A 16,970-nucleotide genomic window follows, 5' to 3' on the forward strand; every position below is an offset into this window, starting at 1 on the left:
GGTCAGTGGCATATCCCGGCGTGATCGCCGGGATATGCCACGATGAACCTCATGAGCGACGACCTGGCCATGCTGCTCGGCACTCAGGAGACCACGAGCCTGGAGTTCAAGCAGTCCGCCAAGGATCGCGACAAACTCAGCAAGGCGATCTGCGCACTCGCCAACGATCTTGCCCAGAAGGGCGGCGGTCACCTTCTGATCGGTGTCGACGACAGCGGTGTACCCGTCGCGGGCGTTGACACGAGCGACGATGAACTCCTCCGTCTGACGGAAATTCGGGATAGTGGGCAGGTTCTCGATCGGCCGTCCATGACTGTCGAAGTCGCTACCTTCGCGGGCAAGCCGATCGTCCACATCGAAGTCAAGGCCTCGGGCACACCACCTGTCAGGTACAAGGGGAAAATCTGGGTCCGCCCAGGTCCGACTACCCGCGAAGCCAGTCGCGATGACGAACGTGTGCTGAGTGAGCGCAGGCGCGCACTCGATCTGCCGTACGACAGCCGCCCTCTGAGCACGGCGACACTCGGCGATCTCGACTTGGTCCTGTTCCGGTCGGACTATCTGCCCTCGATCGTCGCGCCTGAGGTGATCGAGGAGAACGGCCGTTCCATCGAGCAACAGCTGTCTTCGTTGCGGTTGGCTGACTCTGCAGATGCCGTGGTCAGGCCGACTGTGCTTGGGTTGCTGGTCCTCGGCCTGAACCCAAGCGCGCACATCCCCGGCGCGTACGTGCAGTTTGTGCGATACAGCGGTACCGGCTTCGACGCGCCGATCCTGGACGACCAGGAGATGCGCGGAAACCTGGTCGGCACCGCTACCCGGCTGGCCGCCGTGCTCAGGGGACACCTGCATACACGGCTGTCCGAAGGAGACGGTTTCCGGGAGGAAAAGAAGCCGGACTATCCGCTCGACGCGCTCCGGGAAGTCTGCATGAACGCGATCATGCACCGCAACTACGAGAACTCGAACGCCCCAGTACGGATCACCTGGTTCGAAGACCGGATCGAGATACTCAACCCCGGCGGCCCCTTCGGCCAGGTGCGGCCGGACAACTTCGATCGAGTGAACGACTACCGCAATCCCTCACTGGCGGCGGCGATGAAGTCCCTGGGCTACGTCAACCGGTTCGGGCGCGGAATCGGCCGGATACGAGCCGCGCTCGAGGCCAACGGCAATCCGGCACCGGAATTCGACGTGGACACGTCTTCATGGTCGGTTGTACTGAGGAGGGCTTGTTGACGTCGATCGCACTGTTCAACAACAAAGGCGGGGTGGGCAAGACAACGCTCGCCTACCACCTCGCCCACATGTTCCAGCGCCTCGGCCACCGGGTGCTCGCGGTCGACCTGGATCCCCAGGCGAACCTGACCGCACAGTTCCTGAGCGAGGACGACCTCGCCGTTCTTTGGCATGAACCTCAGAGCCCAGCCTGGCAGGAGCCCTCCGCCAAGTCACCGCAGCTGTTCAGCCGGGTCTCGGCGAACACCGGCACAATGGCGTCTGCGGTAGCTCCGATCAGGGAGGGCCTCGGTGACATCGAAGTGCCGGACCCCGTCGAGATCACGGACAACCTGTGGTTACTCGCCGGTGACCTGGAGCTGAGCGCTTTCGAAGACAAACTGTCAGCAGCTTGGCCGGCTGGCTTCACCGGTTCGGATCCGGCCGCACACCGGACGACTACGGCCTTCCATCGGACCATCGAACAAGCGCGTCGCGCTGTCGAGGCAAACCTTGTCCTGATCGATGTCGGACCGAATCTCGGCGCGATCAACCGGGCTGCGTTGCTGTCCGCCGACACCGTTCTCACCCCGTTGGCAGCGGACTTGTTTTCTCTTCGCGGCCTCCACAACCTCGGGCCCACGCTCCGGGAGTGGCGGCGGATCTGGCAGGACGTCGTCCTCAAAGTCATACCCAGCGATATCTCAGCTCCAGCAGGAACGATGACACCGCTCGGTTACGTCGTCATGCAACCGATCATGCGGCTCGACCGCCCGGTGAAGGCGTACCGCAGATGGCTGGAACGCATTCCTCAGGTGTACGCCTCAGCTGTAATCGACCAGCAGATACCGGGTTCACCGTACGAGGTCGCGACGCTGAAGAACTACCAAAGCCTCATGCCATTGGCCCACGACGCACGGAAACCCATGTTCGACCTCCGCTCGGCCGACGGTGCGCTGGGCAGCACACAGACCTACGTCCAGCAGTGCTATCAAGATTTCCAGGCGCTCGCTCGCAAGGTGCTGACCAGGCTGGACGAAGTTCAATGAGCACTTCTTCATGCCGAATGCCGGAAACCGTTCTCGCCTGATTCAGCTCACCCGGGCGGGCCCCTGCTGTGTGACGGCGGGGGCCTGCTTGCGTTTCGCCACCAGCTTCCGGCCGAACGCGATCGCCGGCAGCTCGACCCACCGGCGCAGGAGGCACGCGAAGAACAGCGCGACCGCCGACGTCGCAATGGCTTTGGCGAGGCCCGACGGCAGCAGCAGCCCGGTCACGCCCGCGGCCGCGGTCTGCGTGAGGTACAGCGCGTACGACCGGTCCCCGATGAAGGTCAGCGGACGGCTCGCCAGCAGCCGCCGGACCGGGCCCGCCGAGACCACCGCGACCAGCAGCAGCGCCGAACCGGCCGCGTAGATCGGGATGACGAACTGCCACTGCCCGCCCAGCACGTCGCGCAGCGGCTCGATCGACAGCTGCAGCACGCAGAACCCGAGCGCGACCAGCACCGCCGCGGCCGGGCTGGTCAGCGGCCGGAACACGGCGAACCCCCGCGGGTGGTGCAGCGCCAGCCCCAGCAGGCAGCCGACGACCAGCGAGCAGTAGTGCGCGGTGAGACTCGCCCAGTGCGCCGAGGGCGCCATCGGCAGGGTGAACAGCAGCACGCCGAGCACCGCGCCGACGCCGATCATCAAGCGCAGCACGGTTTTCGCGCTCTTCGCGAACGCCGTCAGCACCAGCAGCGCGGGCCAGACGAGGTAGAACTTCTCCTCCACGCCCAGCGACCACGACGTCGGGTACGGCGTGTTGTAGTCGACGATTTCGTTGAGGAACGTGAGGTAGTACGGCATCGCGTCGGCGAGCCGGCTGCTGTGGTAGACCCCGGCGAGCGCGACCCCCAGCGTCGTCAGCCCGAGCAGCAGGAAGTACACCGGCATGATCCGGAAAACGCGGCGGATGTAGAAGTCCGGCAAGGAGATCCGGCCGGTGCGGTCCTCTTCGCGCAGCGACAGCGTGGTGATCAGGAAGCCCGACAGCACGAAGAACAGCTGGACGGAAATCCAGCCCTGCAGCCGTTCGGTGACCGGGGCGCCGTAGTGGAAGAACACGACGGCGAGCGCGGCCAGCGCACGCACGCCGGCCAGGCCGGGAAACCACGAAGACGCGCGGTATTCGGCGTGGCTCAGTGGCGACCACCAGGTTCGGGACGGGGTGACGGGCATGTCCCGCAGCGTCGGGCGTTCAGCTGAACCCACGCTGAAGGAAGCTTAAGACGGCTTCAGATTCGGGAACCGGACGACGAACCGGGCGCCGTCCTCGTGGTCGGCGACCTCGGCGACGCCGCCGTGCGCGCGGGCGATGTCGGCGACGATGGCCAGGCCGAGCCCGGCGCCGCTTTCGTCCCGGGCCAGGCCGTCGTCCAGCCGGACGAAGCGGTTGAACACCCGCTCGCGGTCCTCGGCGGGGATGCCGGGCCCGTCGTCGGCGACCGTGAGCACCGCCTGTCCGTCCACAACGGACACAGTGACGTCGACCCGCGAGCGCGCGTGCCGTTCGGCGTTGTCGAGCAGGTTGCGGACCAGCCGCTCCAGCCGCGTCCGGTGGCCGCGCACGACCGCCGCCGCGTCGAGCTCGGCGTGGATCGAGACGCCTTCGCGGGCCTCGCGCCCGGACAAGCCGGCGTCGACGGTTTCGGTCAGCGGGACGGCATCCAGCCGTTCCGGCGGGGCGTGGTCCAGCTTCCCGAGCAGCACGAGGTCGGCGACCAGGGCCTGCAGCCGGGCGACGTCGAGCAGCGTGTTCTCGCAGACCTCCCGCCAGTCGAACCGGCCGGGGTGGGCCAGCAGCACCTCCAGCTGCGTCTGCATCGAGGCGAGCGGGCTGCGCAGCTCGTGCGACGCGTCCGAGGTGAACCGGCTCTGCCGGGCGACGGCGTCGTCGAGGCGGGCGAGCATCGTGTTCATCGTCCCGGCGAGGCGCGCGATCTCGTCGCCGCTGCGGGGATCGGGGACGCGGCGGCCGAGGTCGTGCGCGCCGATCTCGGCGACCTCGGCGCGGATCGCCTCGACCGGGCGCAGCGAGCGGCGGACGGCGAGCCACGCGATCACCCCGATCAGCACCGCGACCAGGGGAACCCCGGCGGACAGCACAGCGCGGGCGGTGTCGGCCCTCGCCCGCCCGACCGGGTCGACCCAGGCGGCGACGTAAACGTCGACGGCGCCGTCACCGCTGAGCACATGGGTGATGTGCAGGTCGAGGCCCTCCAGCCGGGGCGCGCAGCCGACCCGACCGTCGGTGAAGACGCCGATGTGCTGGTCGGTGTTCACCGGTGTGCCGCGGGCCAGCGTCGACAAGCCGGGGCAGGCGGTCACGTGGGTGCCCGCGCGGTCGATGACCTCGTAAACCGTGTCGCGCACGAACCGCGGCAGATCGCCAGGGCCGGCGCCGTTGTCGAGCAGCTGGACGATCGCGTCGGCGCGGGTGCGGGCGAGCTGGGCCGCGGCGTCGTCGAGCCGGTCGCGGGTTTGCGCGATGAACCACACCGACACTGCCCCGAGTGCGACCGCCGAGGCCGCGAAGGCCGTCACCGCGACGCGAAATCGGGTCGAGCGAAGGAACTTAGGCACTCTGGGGCACCACGTGGTAGCCCGCGCCCCGGACGGTCCGGATGGTCTCGGCGCCGAACGGCAGGTCGATCTTGCGCCGCAGTGCGCTGACGTGGACCTCGACCAGGTTGGCGCTCGCGGACGCGGCGAAGTCCCAGAGGTTGTCGACCAGCTCGGCCTTGGCGACGACCTGTCCTGGCCGTTGCATGAGGTAGGCGAGCAGCGCGAATTCCTTGCCGGTGAGCGTGACGGGGGTGTCGCCGCGGCGGCAGGTGCGGGCGGACTGGTCGAGTTCGAGGTCGCCGAGTTTGAGCACGCGCGGGCGGGTGGCGCCGCCGCGGCGGATGAGGGCGCGCAGGCGGGAGAGCAGGACGCCGTAGGAGAAGGGTTTGTGGAGGAAGTCGTCGGCGCCGGTGTCGAGGGCCTCGATCTCGTCGTCCTCGCCGTCTTTGGCGGTGAGCATGAGGATCGGGGTGGTGTCGCCTTGGTCGCGCAGGCGCCCGCAGACGCGGTAGCCGTTGAGGCCGGGCAGCGTGATGTCGAGGATGATGGCCGAATACGGGTGCTCGGCCGCGTACCAAAGCGCGTCGCGCCCGTTGTGCGTCACGTCAACGGCGTACCCCTCGGCCCCGAGCCCGGCCCGCAGCGCCTCCGCCAGCCGCCTCTCGTCCTCGACGAGCAAGATCCGCATGCCCCCCACCGTCCCACACCCCACCCCTCCCCCACCCCAAAACCTGCCCCTCTTGCCCTCCGTACCCCGCCCATCACACCCCGCACCCCGGCCCCGCTAACCAATGCGGGACTGGCACCGACCTCATCACGAACCACAACGACGCCACTCACCTGTGCTGGGTTGGCACCTGCCGCACCGTGGGGGTCCGGGGGCTCGGGCCCCCGGGAGACGCTCTCGCCCCTTCCCCTCCGGGAGCGCGCCAGCGCGAACAGGGGAAGGCAAGGAAGGGGCGACCCGCTCAACCAGCCTGGGGGTCACTGGGAGCGGGTCGCCATGGACAAGCTTAGGTAATAACTTCGGAGTTCGCTCCCCGGGGTGCCGAACTAGTGCCCTTACTTCTCCGGTTCCTGCGTCTGCGTCCGGTGAGCCGGGCCACTCGGAATCGTTAAAGCCGTCGTCAGGGGCTTTCGCCCGGGCGGCTTGTGGCGCGTCCGGCGTGACGAAGGTCGCGTCCGGCGGGCTGTCCCATTCAGCCCGCATGGCGCTCATCTGTGCGGCAGGATGGCCGCGGTCGGTGTCAGGCGGATCTAGGCAGGGGGCGCGATGCACGACGGCAGCGGCCGGATAGTGGTGCAGAACCTCGGCAAGCAGTTCGGCAGCGTGGTCGCGGTGCAGAACCTGAGTTTTGTGGTGGAGCCGGGTTCGGTGACGGGGTTTCTCGGGCCGAACGGCGCGGGCAAGACCACGACGTTGCGCATGCTGCTCGGCTTGGTGACCCCGACGACGGGCTCGGCGACGATCAACGGCCGCCCGCACGATCAGCTGGGCACGCCGGCGCGGGTGGTCGGGTCGGTGCTGGAGAACGAGGGTTTCCATCCGAGCCGCACGGCGCGTGACCATCTGCGGGTGTACGCCGCGGCCATCGGCGTGCCGGACCGGCGGGCGGACGAGGTGCTCGGGATCGTCGGGCTGGCCCCGGTGGCGGGGCGCAAGGCGGGCGGGTTCTCGCTCGGCATGCGGCAGCGGCTGGCGCTGGCCACGGCATTGCTCGGGGACCCGCAGGTGCTGGTGCTCGACGAGCCGACGAACGGCCTCGACCCCGAGGGAATCCTTTGGCTGCGCAACTTCCTGCGCGCGTACGCCCGTGAGCGGCGCACCGTGCTCGTGTCGAGCCACCTGCTGAACGAGGTCGAGCAGACCATCGACCAGGTGGTGATCATCAGCCAGGGCATGACGCGTTATTACGGTTCGCTCGAGCAGCTGCGCGCGAGCCGGCAGTCGCGGGTGCTGGTGCAGCCCGCGGATCCGGGCGCGCTGGTGAAAACGTTGCAGGAGAACGGGTTCACGCAGGTTTCGCCGACGCCGGACGGCCGGGTGGCGGTGGCGGGCGCGTCGGTGCAGCAGATCGGCGACCTCGCGGCCAAGAGCGGCATCGCCGTGTACGGCATGCAGGAGGAGACGGCTGATCTGGAGCGGCTGTTCTTCCAGCTCACCCAGCCCCAGTACGGCGGTTACCCGCAGCAGCCTCAACAGCAACAGCAACAGCCGCCGCCGGGCTGGGGCCCGCCGCCGCAACAGCCACCACAACCCCAGCAACCACAACAGCACTACCCGCCGCAGAACTGGAACGGTGGCCGGTGATGGGAAACCTGATCAAGGCGGAGTTCCGCAAGACGCTCTCGCTCAACACCTGGTGGGTGCTGCTGATCCCGCTCGTGGCCGTTTCGTTCGGCCTCACTTTCGTCTGGGGCAAGATCACCAACGACTTCGTCGGCTTCATCGGCTCGGACACCGCGCGCGACCTCGCGCGGCCGCTCGGGCTGAACCCGGACGCGTTCCCGGTCGGCCTGCTGGCGATCGCGCACGGGGTGAACATCGCGCAGCTCGTGCCGGCGTTGTTCGGGATCTTCGCGCTGGCGGGCGAGTACCGCAGCAAGACGATCACCACGACGTTCCTCACCGCCCCGAACCGGATCTCCGCGCTGACCGCGAAGATGCTCACCTACATCGTGTGGGGGGCGCTCTACGGCCTGGTCAGCTTCGGCGTCGCGGCACTGGCGACGCTCGCGAGCGTCGACTCGGAGCGGCTGCCGACCGGGCCGCAGTGGCTCGCGGCGCTGGGCGGCACGGTGCTCGCGTCGATCCTGGTCACTTTGTTCGGGATCGGCTTCGGCGCGGTGCTGCGCAACGTCACGCTCGCCGTGGTGCTGCTGCTCGTGTGGTTCCTGATCATCGAGAACGTGCTGGTGATCGCCACCTGGAACCTCACCTCGGTGCTCGGCGGGATCCTGCCCAACGGCACCGCGAACGGCATCGTCGGCGGGATCGCGGCCGACGCGTTCGGCATCAACACGCTGAACCTGCCGGGCGGGGTGGACCGCTGGTCGCAGCTCGGCCTGCAACTCGCGGCGGGCGCGCCCGGAGTGTTCTCCTGGTGGGCCTCGGCGCTCATTTTCTTCGGCTGGACCATGGTGTTCTTCGCGTTCGGCTGGGCCGGGAACCAGCGCCGCGACATCACCTGAGCGGACGCGGGCGGGGGCCGCCGGGAATAAATTGTCGGTCCCCCTCCCTAGGTTTGTTACGTGACCACCACCCCGACGCGTCCGCGTCAAGCCCGTCCGACTGCTGAGACCGAACCCCGCCCCGAAGGCTGGGTGCGGCGGCTGTCCGCGGCCTGCTGGCAGCACCGCGGGGTGGTCGTGCTGGCCATGGCGGCGGCGATCCTCAGCGTCGGGGTCCAGGCGGCGAGCCCGTTGCTCGTGCGCTCGGCGGTGGACGACGCGGTGGCCGGCCAGACCGCGCAGATCGCCGGCATCGCGGTGGCGCTGGTGGCGTTGCAGGCGGTCGCGTTCGGCTCGGCGTTCCTGCGCCGGTACGTCGGCGGCCGGCTGGCCCTGGACGTGCAGCACGACCTGCGCAACCGCGTGTTCAAGGCGCTCTCGCGGCTCGACGGCGGCAAGCAGGACGCGCTGCGCACCGGCCAGGTGGTCTCACGCGCGATCTCCGACCTGCAGCTGGTCACCGGGCTGCTGATGCAGGTGCCGCTCTCGGCCGGGTCGGTGATCTTCGCGGTGCTCGCGCTCGGCGCGATGCTGTGGATGTCGCCGGTGCTCACGCTGATCGCGCTGGTGGTCGCGCCCGCCGTCGGGATTGTGGTGGCACTGAGCCGGAAACGGCTCTTCCCGGCCACCTGGTCGGCGCAGCAGCGCGCGGCCGACGTGGCGCAGCGGGTGGAGGAGACCGTCACCGGCGTGCGCGTGGTGAAGGGCTTCGGTCAGGAGGCACGTGAGGTCTCGCGGCTCGAGCGCACGGCGCGCAAGCTGTTCGCCGAGCGGCTGCGCGCGGCCCGGCTGTCCGCGCTGCCCACGGCCACCACTTCGGCGCTGCCCGCGGCCGGGCAGGTCGCGGTGCTCGCGGTCGGCGGCATCCTCGCGCTGAAGGGCGAGATCAGCCTCGGCACGTTCCTCGCCTTCGCCACCTACCTCGCCGCGCTGATCGGGCCGGCCCGAATGCTGTCCGGGCTCGTGGTGCAGGCGCAGCTGACCCGCGCGGGCGCCGAGCGGGTGTACGAGCTGATCGACGCACAGCCGGACGTCACCGAGCGCGCGGAACCGTTACCGCTGCCCGAAGGCGCGCTCGGCATCGAGCTGGAAGACGTCCGCTTCGGCTACACCCGCAGCGAGCCGGTGCTCGACGGCCTGTCGCTCACCGCGCGGCCGGGCGAGACGCTGGCGCTGGTGGGCACGGCGGGCTCCGGCAAGTCCACGATTTCCCTGCTGCTGCCCCGTTTTTACGACGCGCACTCCGGCTCGATCCGCCTGGGCGGCACCGACGTACGCGATGTGGCGCTGAAACAGCTGCGGCAGTCGATCGGCGTGGTGTTCGAGGAAGCGTTCCTGTTCTCCACGTCGGTGCGCGACAACATCGCGTACGGCCGCCCGGACGCGAGCGACGAAGAGGTCTTCGCCGCGGCGCGTGCGGCGGAGGCCGACGAGTTCATCCGCGCGCTGCCGGACGGTTACGACACCGAGGTCGGCGAGCGCGGCCTGACCCTGTCCGGCGGCCAGCGCCAGCGCCTCGGCCTGGCCCGGGCGCTGATGACCGACCCGCGGGTGCTGATCCTGGACGACGCGACGTCGGCGATCGACACCGTCACCGAGGCCGCCATCCACGACACGCTGCGGTCGGTCACGGCCACGCGCACCACGTTGCTGGTCGCGCACCGCCGTTCCACGCTCCAGCTGGCCGACCGGATCGCGGTGCTCGACCGGGGCCGGGTCGTCGACGTCGGCACGGAGGCGGAGCTGCAGGCGCGCTGCCCGCTGTTCCGCGAGCTGGTGTCCGGGCCGGACGACAACGCCGAGCAGCCGTTGCGCCACAAGAACCTGGACCGCGACGAAACCGGCGTCACGCCCGCGTTGTGGCCGCGCGACGAGAACCAGGACGAGGTCGACGCGCTCGCCGAGGCCGCGGCGCAGCGCGGCGGGCAGCCGGGCGGCGGCTCCGGGTTCGCCGGCGACGGGCCGGACGTGCCGCCGACGCCGGAGCTGCTGGAGGGCGTCCGCAAGCTGCCGCCGGCCACGGACCGGCCGCGACTGTCCGAAGTGGACGTCACGGCGGCGGACCCCGGGTTCCGCCTCGGCCGGCTGCTGCGGCCGGTGCGCTGGCCGCTGGTCGCCGTGATCGCGCTGGTGGCGGCCGACGCGCTGGCGTCGCTGGCGCTGCCCGCGCTGTACCAGCGGGGAGTCGACCACGGCGTGCTGCCGGGCGTCGAGAGCGTGGTGTGGCTGATGTCGGCGATCGGCGTGCTGGTGGTCGCGGCCGACTGGGTCGTGGTGCGCGGGCAGACGCGGCTCACCGCGCGCGTCGGCGAGACGGTGCTGTACTCGCTGCGCGTGCGCAGCTACGCCCACCTGCAGCGGCTCGGGCTCGACTACTACGAGCGCGAGCTGTCCGGGAAGATCATGACGCGGATGACCACGGACGTCGACGCGCTGTCCACCTTCCTGCAGACCGGGCTCGCCACCGCCGTGGTGAGCGCGCTGACGCTGGTGGGCATCACCGTCGCGCTGCTGGTCACCGATGTGTCGCTGGCGCTGTACGCGCTGGCGATGCTGCCCCTGCTGCTCGTCGCGACCATGGTGTTCCGGCGGGTCGCTTCGCGGGCGTACAGCGAAGCGCGCGAGAAGGTCAGCGTGGTCAACGCGGACCTGCAGGAGAACGTGAGCGGCCTGCGCGTCGCCCAGGCGTACACGCGCGAGGAGCGTTCGGCCGAGGCCTTCGCCTCACGCAGCGACGCTTACCGGCGCTCGCGGCTGCGGGCCCAGCGTTACATCGCCATCTACTTCCCGCTGGTCTCGCTGATGTCGGACCTGGCGACCACCACGGTGCTGGTCGCGGGCGCGCACCGGGTGGCGGCCGGGACACTGGAAGCCGGGGTGCTGCTGGGCTTCCTGCTGTACCTGCAGCAGTTCTTCTCCCCGATCCAGCAGCTCTCGTCGGTCTTCGACGGCTACCAGCAGGCGCGGGTCGGGCTGAGCCGGATCGGCGACCTGCTGCGCACGCCGACCTCGGTGCCCCCGGCGGACCACCCGGTCCGGCTGCCGGACCGGCTGACCGGCGAGGTGAGCTTCAAGGACGTCGACTTCTCCTACGCCGGTGCCGAGCGCCCGGCGCTGGAGCACCTGTCGATGGACGTGGCGCCGGGCGAAACCGTCGCACTGGTCGGCGCGACCGGCGCGGGCAAGTCCACCGCGGTGAAGCTGGTGGCGCGCTACTACGACGTGACCGGCGGCGTGGTGCGGATCGACGGCACCGACATCCGCGAATACGACCTGCCCGGCCTGCGCGCCCGGATGGGCGTGGTGCCGCAGGAGGCGCACCTGTTCTCCGGCACGGTCGCCGACAACGTCCGCTACGGCCGCCCCGAAGCCTCCGACGCGGAGGTCGAAGCGGCGGTCCGCTCGGTCGGCGCCCTCGACGGCATCGCCGCCCTCCCCGCCGGCTTCCTCCAACCAGTGGGCGAACGCGGCCGCTCCCTGTCGGCCGGCCAGCGCCAGCTGGTCGCCCTGGCCCGCGCCGAACTGGTCGACCCGGACGTCCTGCTCCTGGACGAGGCCACCGCCGCCCTGGACCCGTCCACGGAAGCCGCGGTCCTGCGCGCGACCGAACACCTGGCCCGCCGCCGCACCACCTTCGTCGTCGCCCACCGCCTGGCCACCGCCGCCAAGGCCGACCGCATCATCGTCCTGGACCACGGCCGCATCATCGAACAGGGCACCCACACCCAGCTCCTCACTGCCGACGGCCACTACGCAAAGCTGTGGTCCCTCGGCTGACCTGTTTCCGGCGACGGCTCGTTTACGCCCATGCGGGCCGTCGTCGCCAGCCGGGCCAACGCCGGATGAGCCGCCGCCGTAAGCGAAACCGCTCGCCACGACCGTCTGGCGCTGCGAGGATTGCCGCTGTGTTCGAGGAAAACCGAGCGCCTGCCCATCAGATCCGGGCCCGTCACGATGACCGGACCGTGCGGGTCTACCAGGCGTACGCGCCGGAGATCGCCGGGCCTGCCCTGAAAGCGGGCACGTTCGTGGCGCCGTTCAAGCGGGAGCGGATGACGTGGATCAAGCCGTCGTTCCGGTGGATGGGGTACCGCTGCGGCTGGGCGGCCAAACCCGGCCAGGAGTGTGTGCTGGCGCTGGACATCACCCGCGAGGGCTTCGAGTGGGCGCTCACGCACTCCGCGCTGAGCCACTACGACGCCGACGTCCACCCGGACCGCGAGGCCTGGCAGACAGCGGTCCAGACCAGCCCGGTCCGCATCCAGTGGGACCCCGAGCGCGACGTCCACCACCGGCCACTGCCGCACCGTTCGATCCAGATCGGGTTGAGCGGCGAGGCCGTCGGGCGTTACGTGGACGAGTGGATCACCGCGGTCACCGACGTCACACCGGTCATGCGCGAGATCCGGGGCCACCTCGCCGCCGACCGGCTGCCCGAGGCACTGGCCCTCCTGCCGGACGAACCGCCCTACCCGCTCTCCACCGAGCTGGCCAAGGCCGTCGACGCGCGCTAGGCAAGCCCGCCAAACACCTCAGCCAGGCGAGCCCGGGCAAAGCAGCTCAGCCAGGGCCAGCCTAGCGACGGGTCTTCAGGGCAGTTCCCGCCAAGCCAGTGAGCCCCACCCCGCCGACGAGACGTCCGCCGGTTCCGCCCAGCGGACCGTCCCCGGGCGCACGTGCGCGCCCGCGCCGATGGACCAGTCCGGCTCGCACGGTTCGACGTGTTCGAACTCCTCGATGTGCGCCGGGGTGTGCCACACGGCGGCGCACGAATCGCACATCAGGACGACCTTGCCGCCCTCCACGACCAGCGGGCGGATGAGCCCCTGGTCCCAGAACGACGGACACTCCACCAGCCACATCGCGCTGCACCACCTCGTCGGGCCGCCGCGGCGCACGCGGCCGCGTCTGAGCAGGTCAGTGCAGCCGAGCGGGGTGAACGGCCGCGGGCAGCCCGGCAAATCAGGCATCAACGATGCCCGAAAAGACCGTGCCAACCACCCGCCGCCCAGTACCAGAACGGCCCGCCACGCGTCGATCTTGATCGAGTCAGTGATCGATCCCTTAGTGCGCCACGCCTCACACAGGGCAGTTCCATCACACGGCCGTCACGGAGGGGGTTAGCCTGGTAGGCGCATTAGCACAGACAAGATCGAGACGGATAGAGGCGAGCCCAAGCCGTGTCCAGCAGCAGCCCTGCGTCACAGTTCGGCCCCAATGAGTGGCTGGTCGAGGAAATGTACGACCAGTTCCTCGCGGACCCATCCTCAGTCGATGCCGCGTGGCACGACTTCTTCGCGGATTTCAAGCCGACGCAGACGGCCCAGGCGAAGGCTGACACCGCCCGCCAGACCGCCGACACGCAGCAGCCCGCGGGCAGCGGAAACGGCCACGTCAGCGCGCCTTCGGCCAAGGCGGTCCAGAACGCGGCTTCGGCCGCGCAGCAGACCTCCACCCCGGCGAAGGCGGCACCCGCGCCGGCGAAGAGCGCCGCTCCCGCGAAGCCGGCCGCCAAGCCCGTCGCGAAGGAAGCCGCTCCGGCGGCGAAGGACACGAAGGAAGAGCCGGAGTCGAAGCAGCTGCGCGGCGCCGCGGCCGCGATCGCGAAGAACATGGACGCTTCCCTGTCCGTGCCCACCGCGACCAGCGTGCGCGCCGTGCCGGCGAAGCTGATGGCGGACAACCGCATCGTCATCAACAACCACCTCAAGCGCACGCGCGGCGGCAAGATCTCCTTCACGCACCTCATCGGCTACGCCATGGTGCGGGCGCTGAAGGACTACCCGAACATGAACCGGCACTACCAGCTGATCGACGGCAAGCCGTTCTCGATCACGCCGGAGCACGTGAACTTCGGGCTCGCCATCGACATGAAGGGCAAGGACAACTCCCGCACGCTCGTCGTGGCCTCGGTGAAGGGCACCGAGAACATGACGTTCCTGCAGTTCTGGCAGGCGTACGAGGACATCGTCAAGAAGGCCCGCAACAACAAGCTGACCGCCGACGACTTCGCCGGCACCACCATCTCGCTGACCAACCCGGGCGGCATCGGCACCAACCACTCGGTGCCGCGGCTGCAGGCGGGCCAGGGCGCGATCATCGGCGTCGGCGCCATGCAGTACCCGGCGGCGTTCGAGGGCACCAGCGAGAAGACCCTGGTCGACCTCGGCATCAGCAAGATCATGACGCTGACCTCGACCTACGACCACCGCATCATCCAGGGCGCGGAGTCGGGCGAGTTCCTCAAGCGCATCCACCAGCTGCTGCTCGGCGAAGACGGCTTCTACGACGACGTCTTCACCTCGCTGCGCCTGCCGTACGAGCCGATCCGCTGGGTCGCCGACATCCCGGACGGCCCGGTCGACAAGACCGCGCGCGTGATCGAGCTGATCGACGCCTTCCGCATGCGCGGGCACCTGATGGCCGACACCGACCCGCTGAACTACCGCCAGCGCAGCCACGCCGACCTCGACGTGCTGAGCCACGGCCTCACGCTGTGGGACCTCGAGCGCGAGTTCCCGGTCGGCGGCTTCTCCGGCCAGGAGCGGATGAAGCTGCGCGACATCCTCGGCGTGCTGCGCAACTCCTACTGCCGCACCGTCGGCATCGAGTACACGCACATCCTCGACCCCGAGGAGCGGCGCTGGATCCAGGAGCGGGTGGAGATCCCGCACGAGAAGCCGGACCCCGCGGTGCAGAAGTACGTGCTCTCGAAGCTCAACGCCGCCGAGGCGTTCGAGACCTTCCTGCAGACCAAGTACGTCGGCCAGAAGCGGTTCTCGCTCGAGGGCGGCGAGACGGCGATCCCGCTGCTGGACACCCTGCTGGACAAGGCCGCCGAGCACGAGCTGGACGAGGTCGTCATCGGCATGCCGCACCGCGGCCGGCTGAACGTGCTGGCGAACATCGTCGGCAAGCCGATCTCGCAGATCTTCCAGGAGTTCGAGGGCAACCTCGACCCGGGCCAGGCGCACGGCTCCGGCGACGTGAAGTACCACCTCGGCGCCGAGGGCAAGTACTTCCGCATGTTCGGCGACGGTGAGACGAAGGTGTCGCTGACCGCGAACCCGTCGCACCTGGAGACCGTCGACCCGGTGCTCGAGGGCATCGTGCGCGCGAAGCAGGACCTGCTCGACAAGGGCGGCGAGGGCTACACCGTGCTGCCGGTGCTGATGCACGGCGACGCGGCCTTCGCGGGCCAGGGCGTCGTCGCGGAGACGCTGAACCTGGCGCTGCTGCGCGGTTACCGCACCGGCGGCACCGTGCACGTGATCGTCAACAACCAGGTCGGCTTCACCACCGCGCCCGAGCACTCCCGCTCGTCGCAGTACGCCACCGACGTCGCGAAGATGATCGGCTCGCCGATCTTCCACGTGAACGGCGACGACCCCGAGGCCGCGCACTGGGTGGCCAAGCTGGCCGTGGAGTACCGCCAGGCGTTCCACAAGGACGTCGTGATCGACCTGATCTGCTACCGCCGCCGCGGCCACAACGAGGGCGACGACCCTTCGATGACGCAGCCGGCGATGTACGACATCATCGACACGAAGCGCTCGGTGCGGAAGACCTACACCGAGTCGCTGATCGGCCGCGGGGACATCTCCGTGGACGAGGCCGAGGCCGCGCTGCGCGACTTCTCGAGCCAGCTGGAGCACGTCTTCAATGAGGTGCGCGAGCTGGAGAAGCGCCCGGCGAAGGCCAGCCCGTCGGTCGAGGGCGAGCAGCAGATCCCGGCCAAGGTGACCACCGCCGTGTCCACCGAGGTCGTGGAGAAGATCGGCGACGCGTTCCTGTACACCCCCCAGGGCTTCACCCCGCACCCGCGCGTCAAGCCGGTGATGGAGCGGCGCCACAAGATGTCGCGCGAGGGCGACGCGGACTGGGCCTTCGGCGAGCTGCTCGCGTTCGGCTCCCTGGCACTGGAGGGCCGCCTGGTGCGGCTGTCCGGCCAGGACTCGCGACGCGGCACGTTCACCCAGCGGCACTCGGTGTACATCGACCGCAAGACCGGCCAGGAGTACTCGCCGCTGCAGCACCTGGCCGAGGGCCAGGGCCGCGTGATGATCTACGACTCGGCGCTGTCGGAGTACGCGGCCGTCGGCTTCGAGTACGGCTACTCGGTGGCGAACTCCGAGGCGCTGGTCATGTGGGAGGCGCAGTTCGGCGACTTCGTCAACGGCGCGCAGACCGTGATCGACGAGTACATCTCCTCCGGCGAGGCCAAGTGGGGCCAGCGCTCGGACGTCGTGCTGCTGCTGCCGCACGGCGCCGAGGGCCAGGGCCCGGACCACACCTCCGGCCGCATCGAGCGGTTCCTCTCGCTGTGCGCGGAGGGCTCGATGACGGTGGCGGTGCCGTCCACCCCGGCGAACTACTTCCACCTGCTGCGCCGGCACGCGCTCGACGGCATCCAGCGCCCGCTGGTCGTCTTCACCCCGAAGTCGATGCTGCGCAACAAGGCCGCGACCTCGTCGGTGGCGGACTTCACCGGCTCCAGCCGCTTCATGTCGGTCATCGACGATGTCACGCCGGACCCGGCCAAGGTCCGCAAGGTGCTGCTGACCTCGGGCAAGCTGTACTGGGAGCTGGTCGCCGAGCGCACCAAGCGCGAGGCGGACGACGTCGCGATCGTCCGGATCGAGCAGTACTACCCGCTGCCCAAGAAGAAGCTGCTCGCGGCGCTGGAGCGCTACACCAACGCGACGCAGGTCGCGTGGGTCCAGGAGGAGCCGGAAAACCAGGGCGCCTGGCCGTTCTTCGGCCTGAACCTGCCGCGGAAGTTCCCGGAGGCGCTCTCGGGCCTGCAGGTCGTCTCGCGCCGCCCGATGGCCGCGCCGTCGGCCGGCTCGTCGAAGGTGCACGAGGTCGAGCAGAAGGCGCTGATCGCGAAGGCGTTCGAGTGATCACTGCTTG

Annotated in this window: 11 protein-coding genes; 7 read left to right on the forward strand and 4 right to left on the reverse strand. The window is 69.7% G+C overall.

Annotated elements, in window-relative coordinates; translation table 11 throughout:
- The first annotated feature begins 51 nt into the window (after nt 1-51).
- Both OG371_RS07540 and OG371_RS07545 read left to right on the forward strand, forming a co-directional pair.
- On the forward strand, nt 52-1,239 hold the full coding sequence (locus tag OG371_RS07540) for an ATP-binding protein (RefSeq protein WP_329066939.1): 1,188 nt from the start codon (nt 52-54) through the stop codon (nt 1,237-1,239).
- Entirely contained in the window at nt 1,236-2,267 is a 1,032-nt protein-coding gene (locus OG371_RS07545) for a ParA family protein (protein ID WP_329066940.1), read from the forward strand. The genes OG371_RS07540 and OG371_RS07545 overlap by 4 nt, the downstream gene beginning before the upstream one ends.
- A gap of 42 nt (nt 2,268-2,309) precedes the next feature.
- Here the strand turns inward: OG371_RS07545 and OG371_RS07550 are convergent, their stop codons facing one another.
- The 3 genes from OG371_RS07550 to OG371_RS07560 are packed head-to-tail and all read right to left on the reverse strand — an operon-like array spanning nt 2,310 to nt 5,514.
- On the reverse strand, nt 2,310-3,440 hold the full coding sequence (locus OG371_RS07550; protein ID WP_329066942.1) for an acyltransferase family protein: 1,131 nt from the start codon (nt 3,438-3,440) through the stop codon (nt 2,310-2,312).
- Nucleotides 3,441-3,485: 45 nt separating this feature from the next.
- Entirely contained in the window at nt 3,486-4,844 is a 1,359-nt protein-coding gene (locus OG371_RS07555; protein WP_329066944.1) for a sensor histidine kinase, read from the reverse strand.
- Nucleotides 4,837-5,514, reverse strand: coding sequence for a response regulator transcription factor (locus OG371_RS07560; RefSeq protein WP_329066946.1), 678 nt, complete (start codon nt 5,512-5,514; stop codon nt 4,837-4,839). Before OG371_RS07560 ends, OG371_RS07555 begins: the two co-directional genes overlap by 8 nt.
- Before the next feature lie 585 nt (nt 5,515-6,099).
- Between OG371_RS07560 and OG371_RS07565 the strand changes: the two genes are divergently transcribed.
- The 4 genes from OG371_RS07565 to OG371_RS07580 all read left to right on the forward strand — a co-directional run bounded on the left by OG371_RS07565 (nt 6,100) and on the right by OG371_RS07580 (nt 12,571).
- The gene (locus OG371_RS07565) at nt 6,100-7,137 is read left to right on the forward strand and encodes an ABC transporter ATP-binding protein (protein ID WP_329066948.1); all 1,038 of its coding nucleotides are present in this window, start codon (nt 6,100-6,102) and stop codon (nt 7,135-7,137) included.
- Nucleotides 7,137-8,018, forward strand: coding sequence for an ABC transporter permease (locus OG371_RS07570; protein ID WP_329066950.1), 882 nt, complete (start codon nt 7,137-7,139; stop codon nt 8,016-8,018). The genes OG371_RS07565 and OG371_RS07570 overlap by 1 nt, the downstream gene beginning before the upstream one ends.
- 60 nt (nt 8,019-8,078) lie before the next feature.
- On the forward strand, nt 8,079-11,834 hold the full coding sequence (locus tag OG371_RS07575; RefSeq protein WP_442876087.1) for an ABC transporter ATP-binding protein: 3,756 nt from the start codon (nt 8,079-8,081) through the stop codon (nt 11,832-11,834).
- A gap of 128 nt (nt 11,835-11,962) precedes the next feature.
- A complete protein-coding gene (locus tag OG371_RS07580; protein ID WP_329066952.1) occupies nt 11,963-12,571 on the forward strand; it encodes a DUF4291 domain-containing protein in 609 nt (202 codons plus the stop codon).
- A gap of 75 nt (nt 12,572-12,646) precedes the next feature.
- Here the strand turns inward: OG371_RS07580 and OG371_RS07585 are convergent, their stop codons facing one another.
- Nucleotides 12,647-13,027, reverse strand: coding sequence for a hypothetical protein (locus tag OG371_RS07585; RefSeq protein ID WP_329066954.1), 381 nt, complete (start codon nt 13,025-13,027; stop codon nt 12,647-12,649).
- 210 nt (nt 13,028-13,237) lie between these two features.
- Here OG371_RS07585 and OG371_RS07590 point away from each other — a divergent pair, with 210 nt between their 5' ends.
- Nucleotides 13,238-16,960 (forward strand): multifunctional oxoglutarate decarboxylase/oxoglutarate dehydrogenase thiamine pyrophosphate-binding subunit/dihydrolipoyllysine-residue succinyltransferase subunit, encoded by a 3,723-nt coding sequence (locus OG371_RS07590; RefSeq protein WP_329066956.1) that lies wholly within the window; start codon nt 13,238-13,240, stop codon nt 16,958-16,960.
- Nucleotides 16,961-16,970: the final 10 nt, after the last annotated feature.

This window comes from Amycolatopsis sp. NBC_01480, assembly GCF_036227205.1.
Taxonomy (GTDB): domain Bacteria; phylum Actinomycetota; class Actinomycetes; order Mycobacteriales; family Pseudonocardiaceae; genus Amycolatopsis.

Bases quoted from the DNA above. Each gene is read 5' to 3' on its own strand.
- OG371_RS07570 (WP_329066950.1), top strand. From the start codon at position 7,137: ATGGGAAACCTGATCAAGGCGGAGTTCCGCAAGACGCTCTCGCTCAAC.
- OG371_RS07560 (WP_329066946.1), bottom strand. From the start codon at position 5,514: ATGCGGATCTTGCTCGTCGAGGACGAGAGGCGGCTGGCGGAGGCGCTG.
- OG371_RS07585 (WP_329066954.1), bottom strand. From the start codon at position 13,027: ATGCCTGATTTGCCGGGCTGCCCGCGGCCGTTCACCCCGCTCGGCTGC.
- OG371_RS07565 (WP_329066948.1), top strand. From the start codon at position 6,100: ATGCACGACGGCAGCGGCCGGATAGTGGTGCAGAACCTCGGCAAGCAG.
- OG371_RS07550 (WP_329066942.1), bottom strand. From the start codon at position 3,440: ATGCCCGTCACCCCGTCCCGAACCTGGTGGTCGCCACTGAGCCACGCC.
- OG371_RS07540 (WP_329066939.1), top strand. From the start codon at position 52: ATGAGCGACGACCTGGCCATGCTGCTCGGCACTCAGGAGACCACGAGC.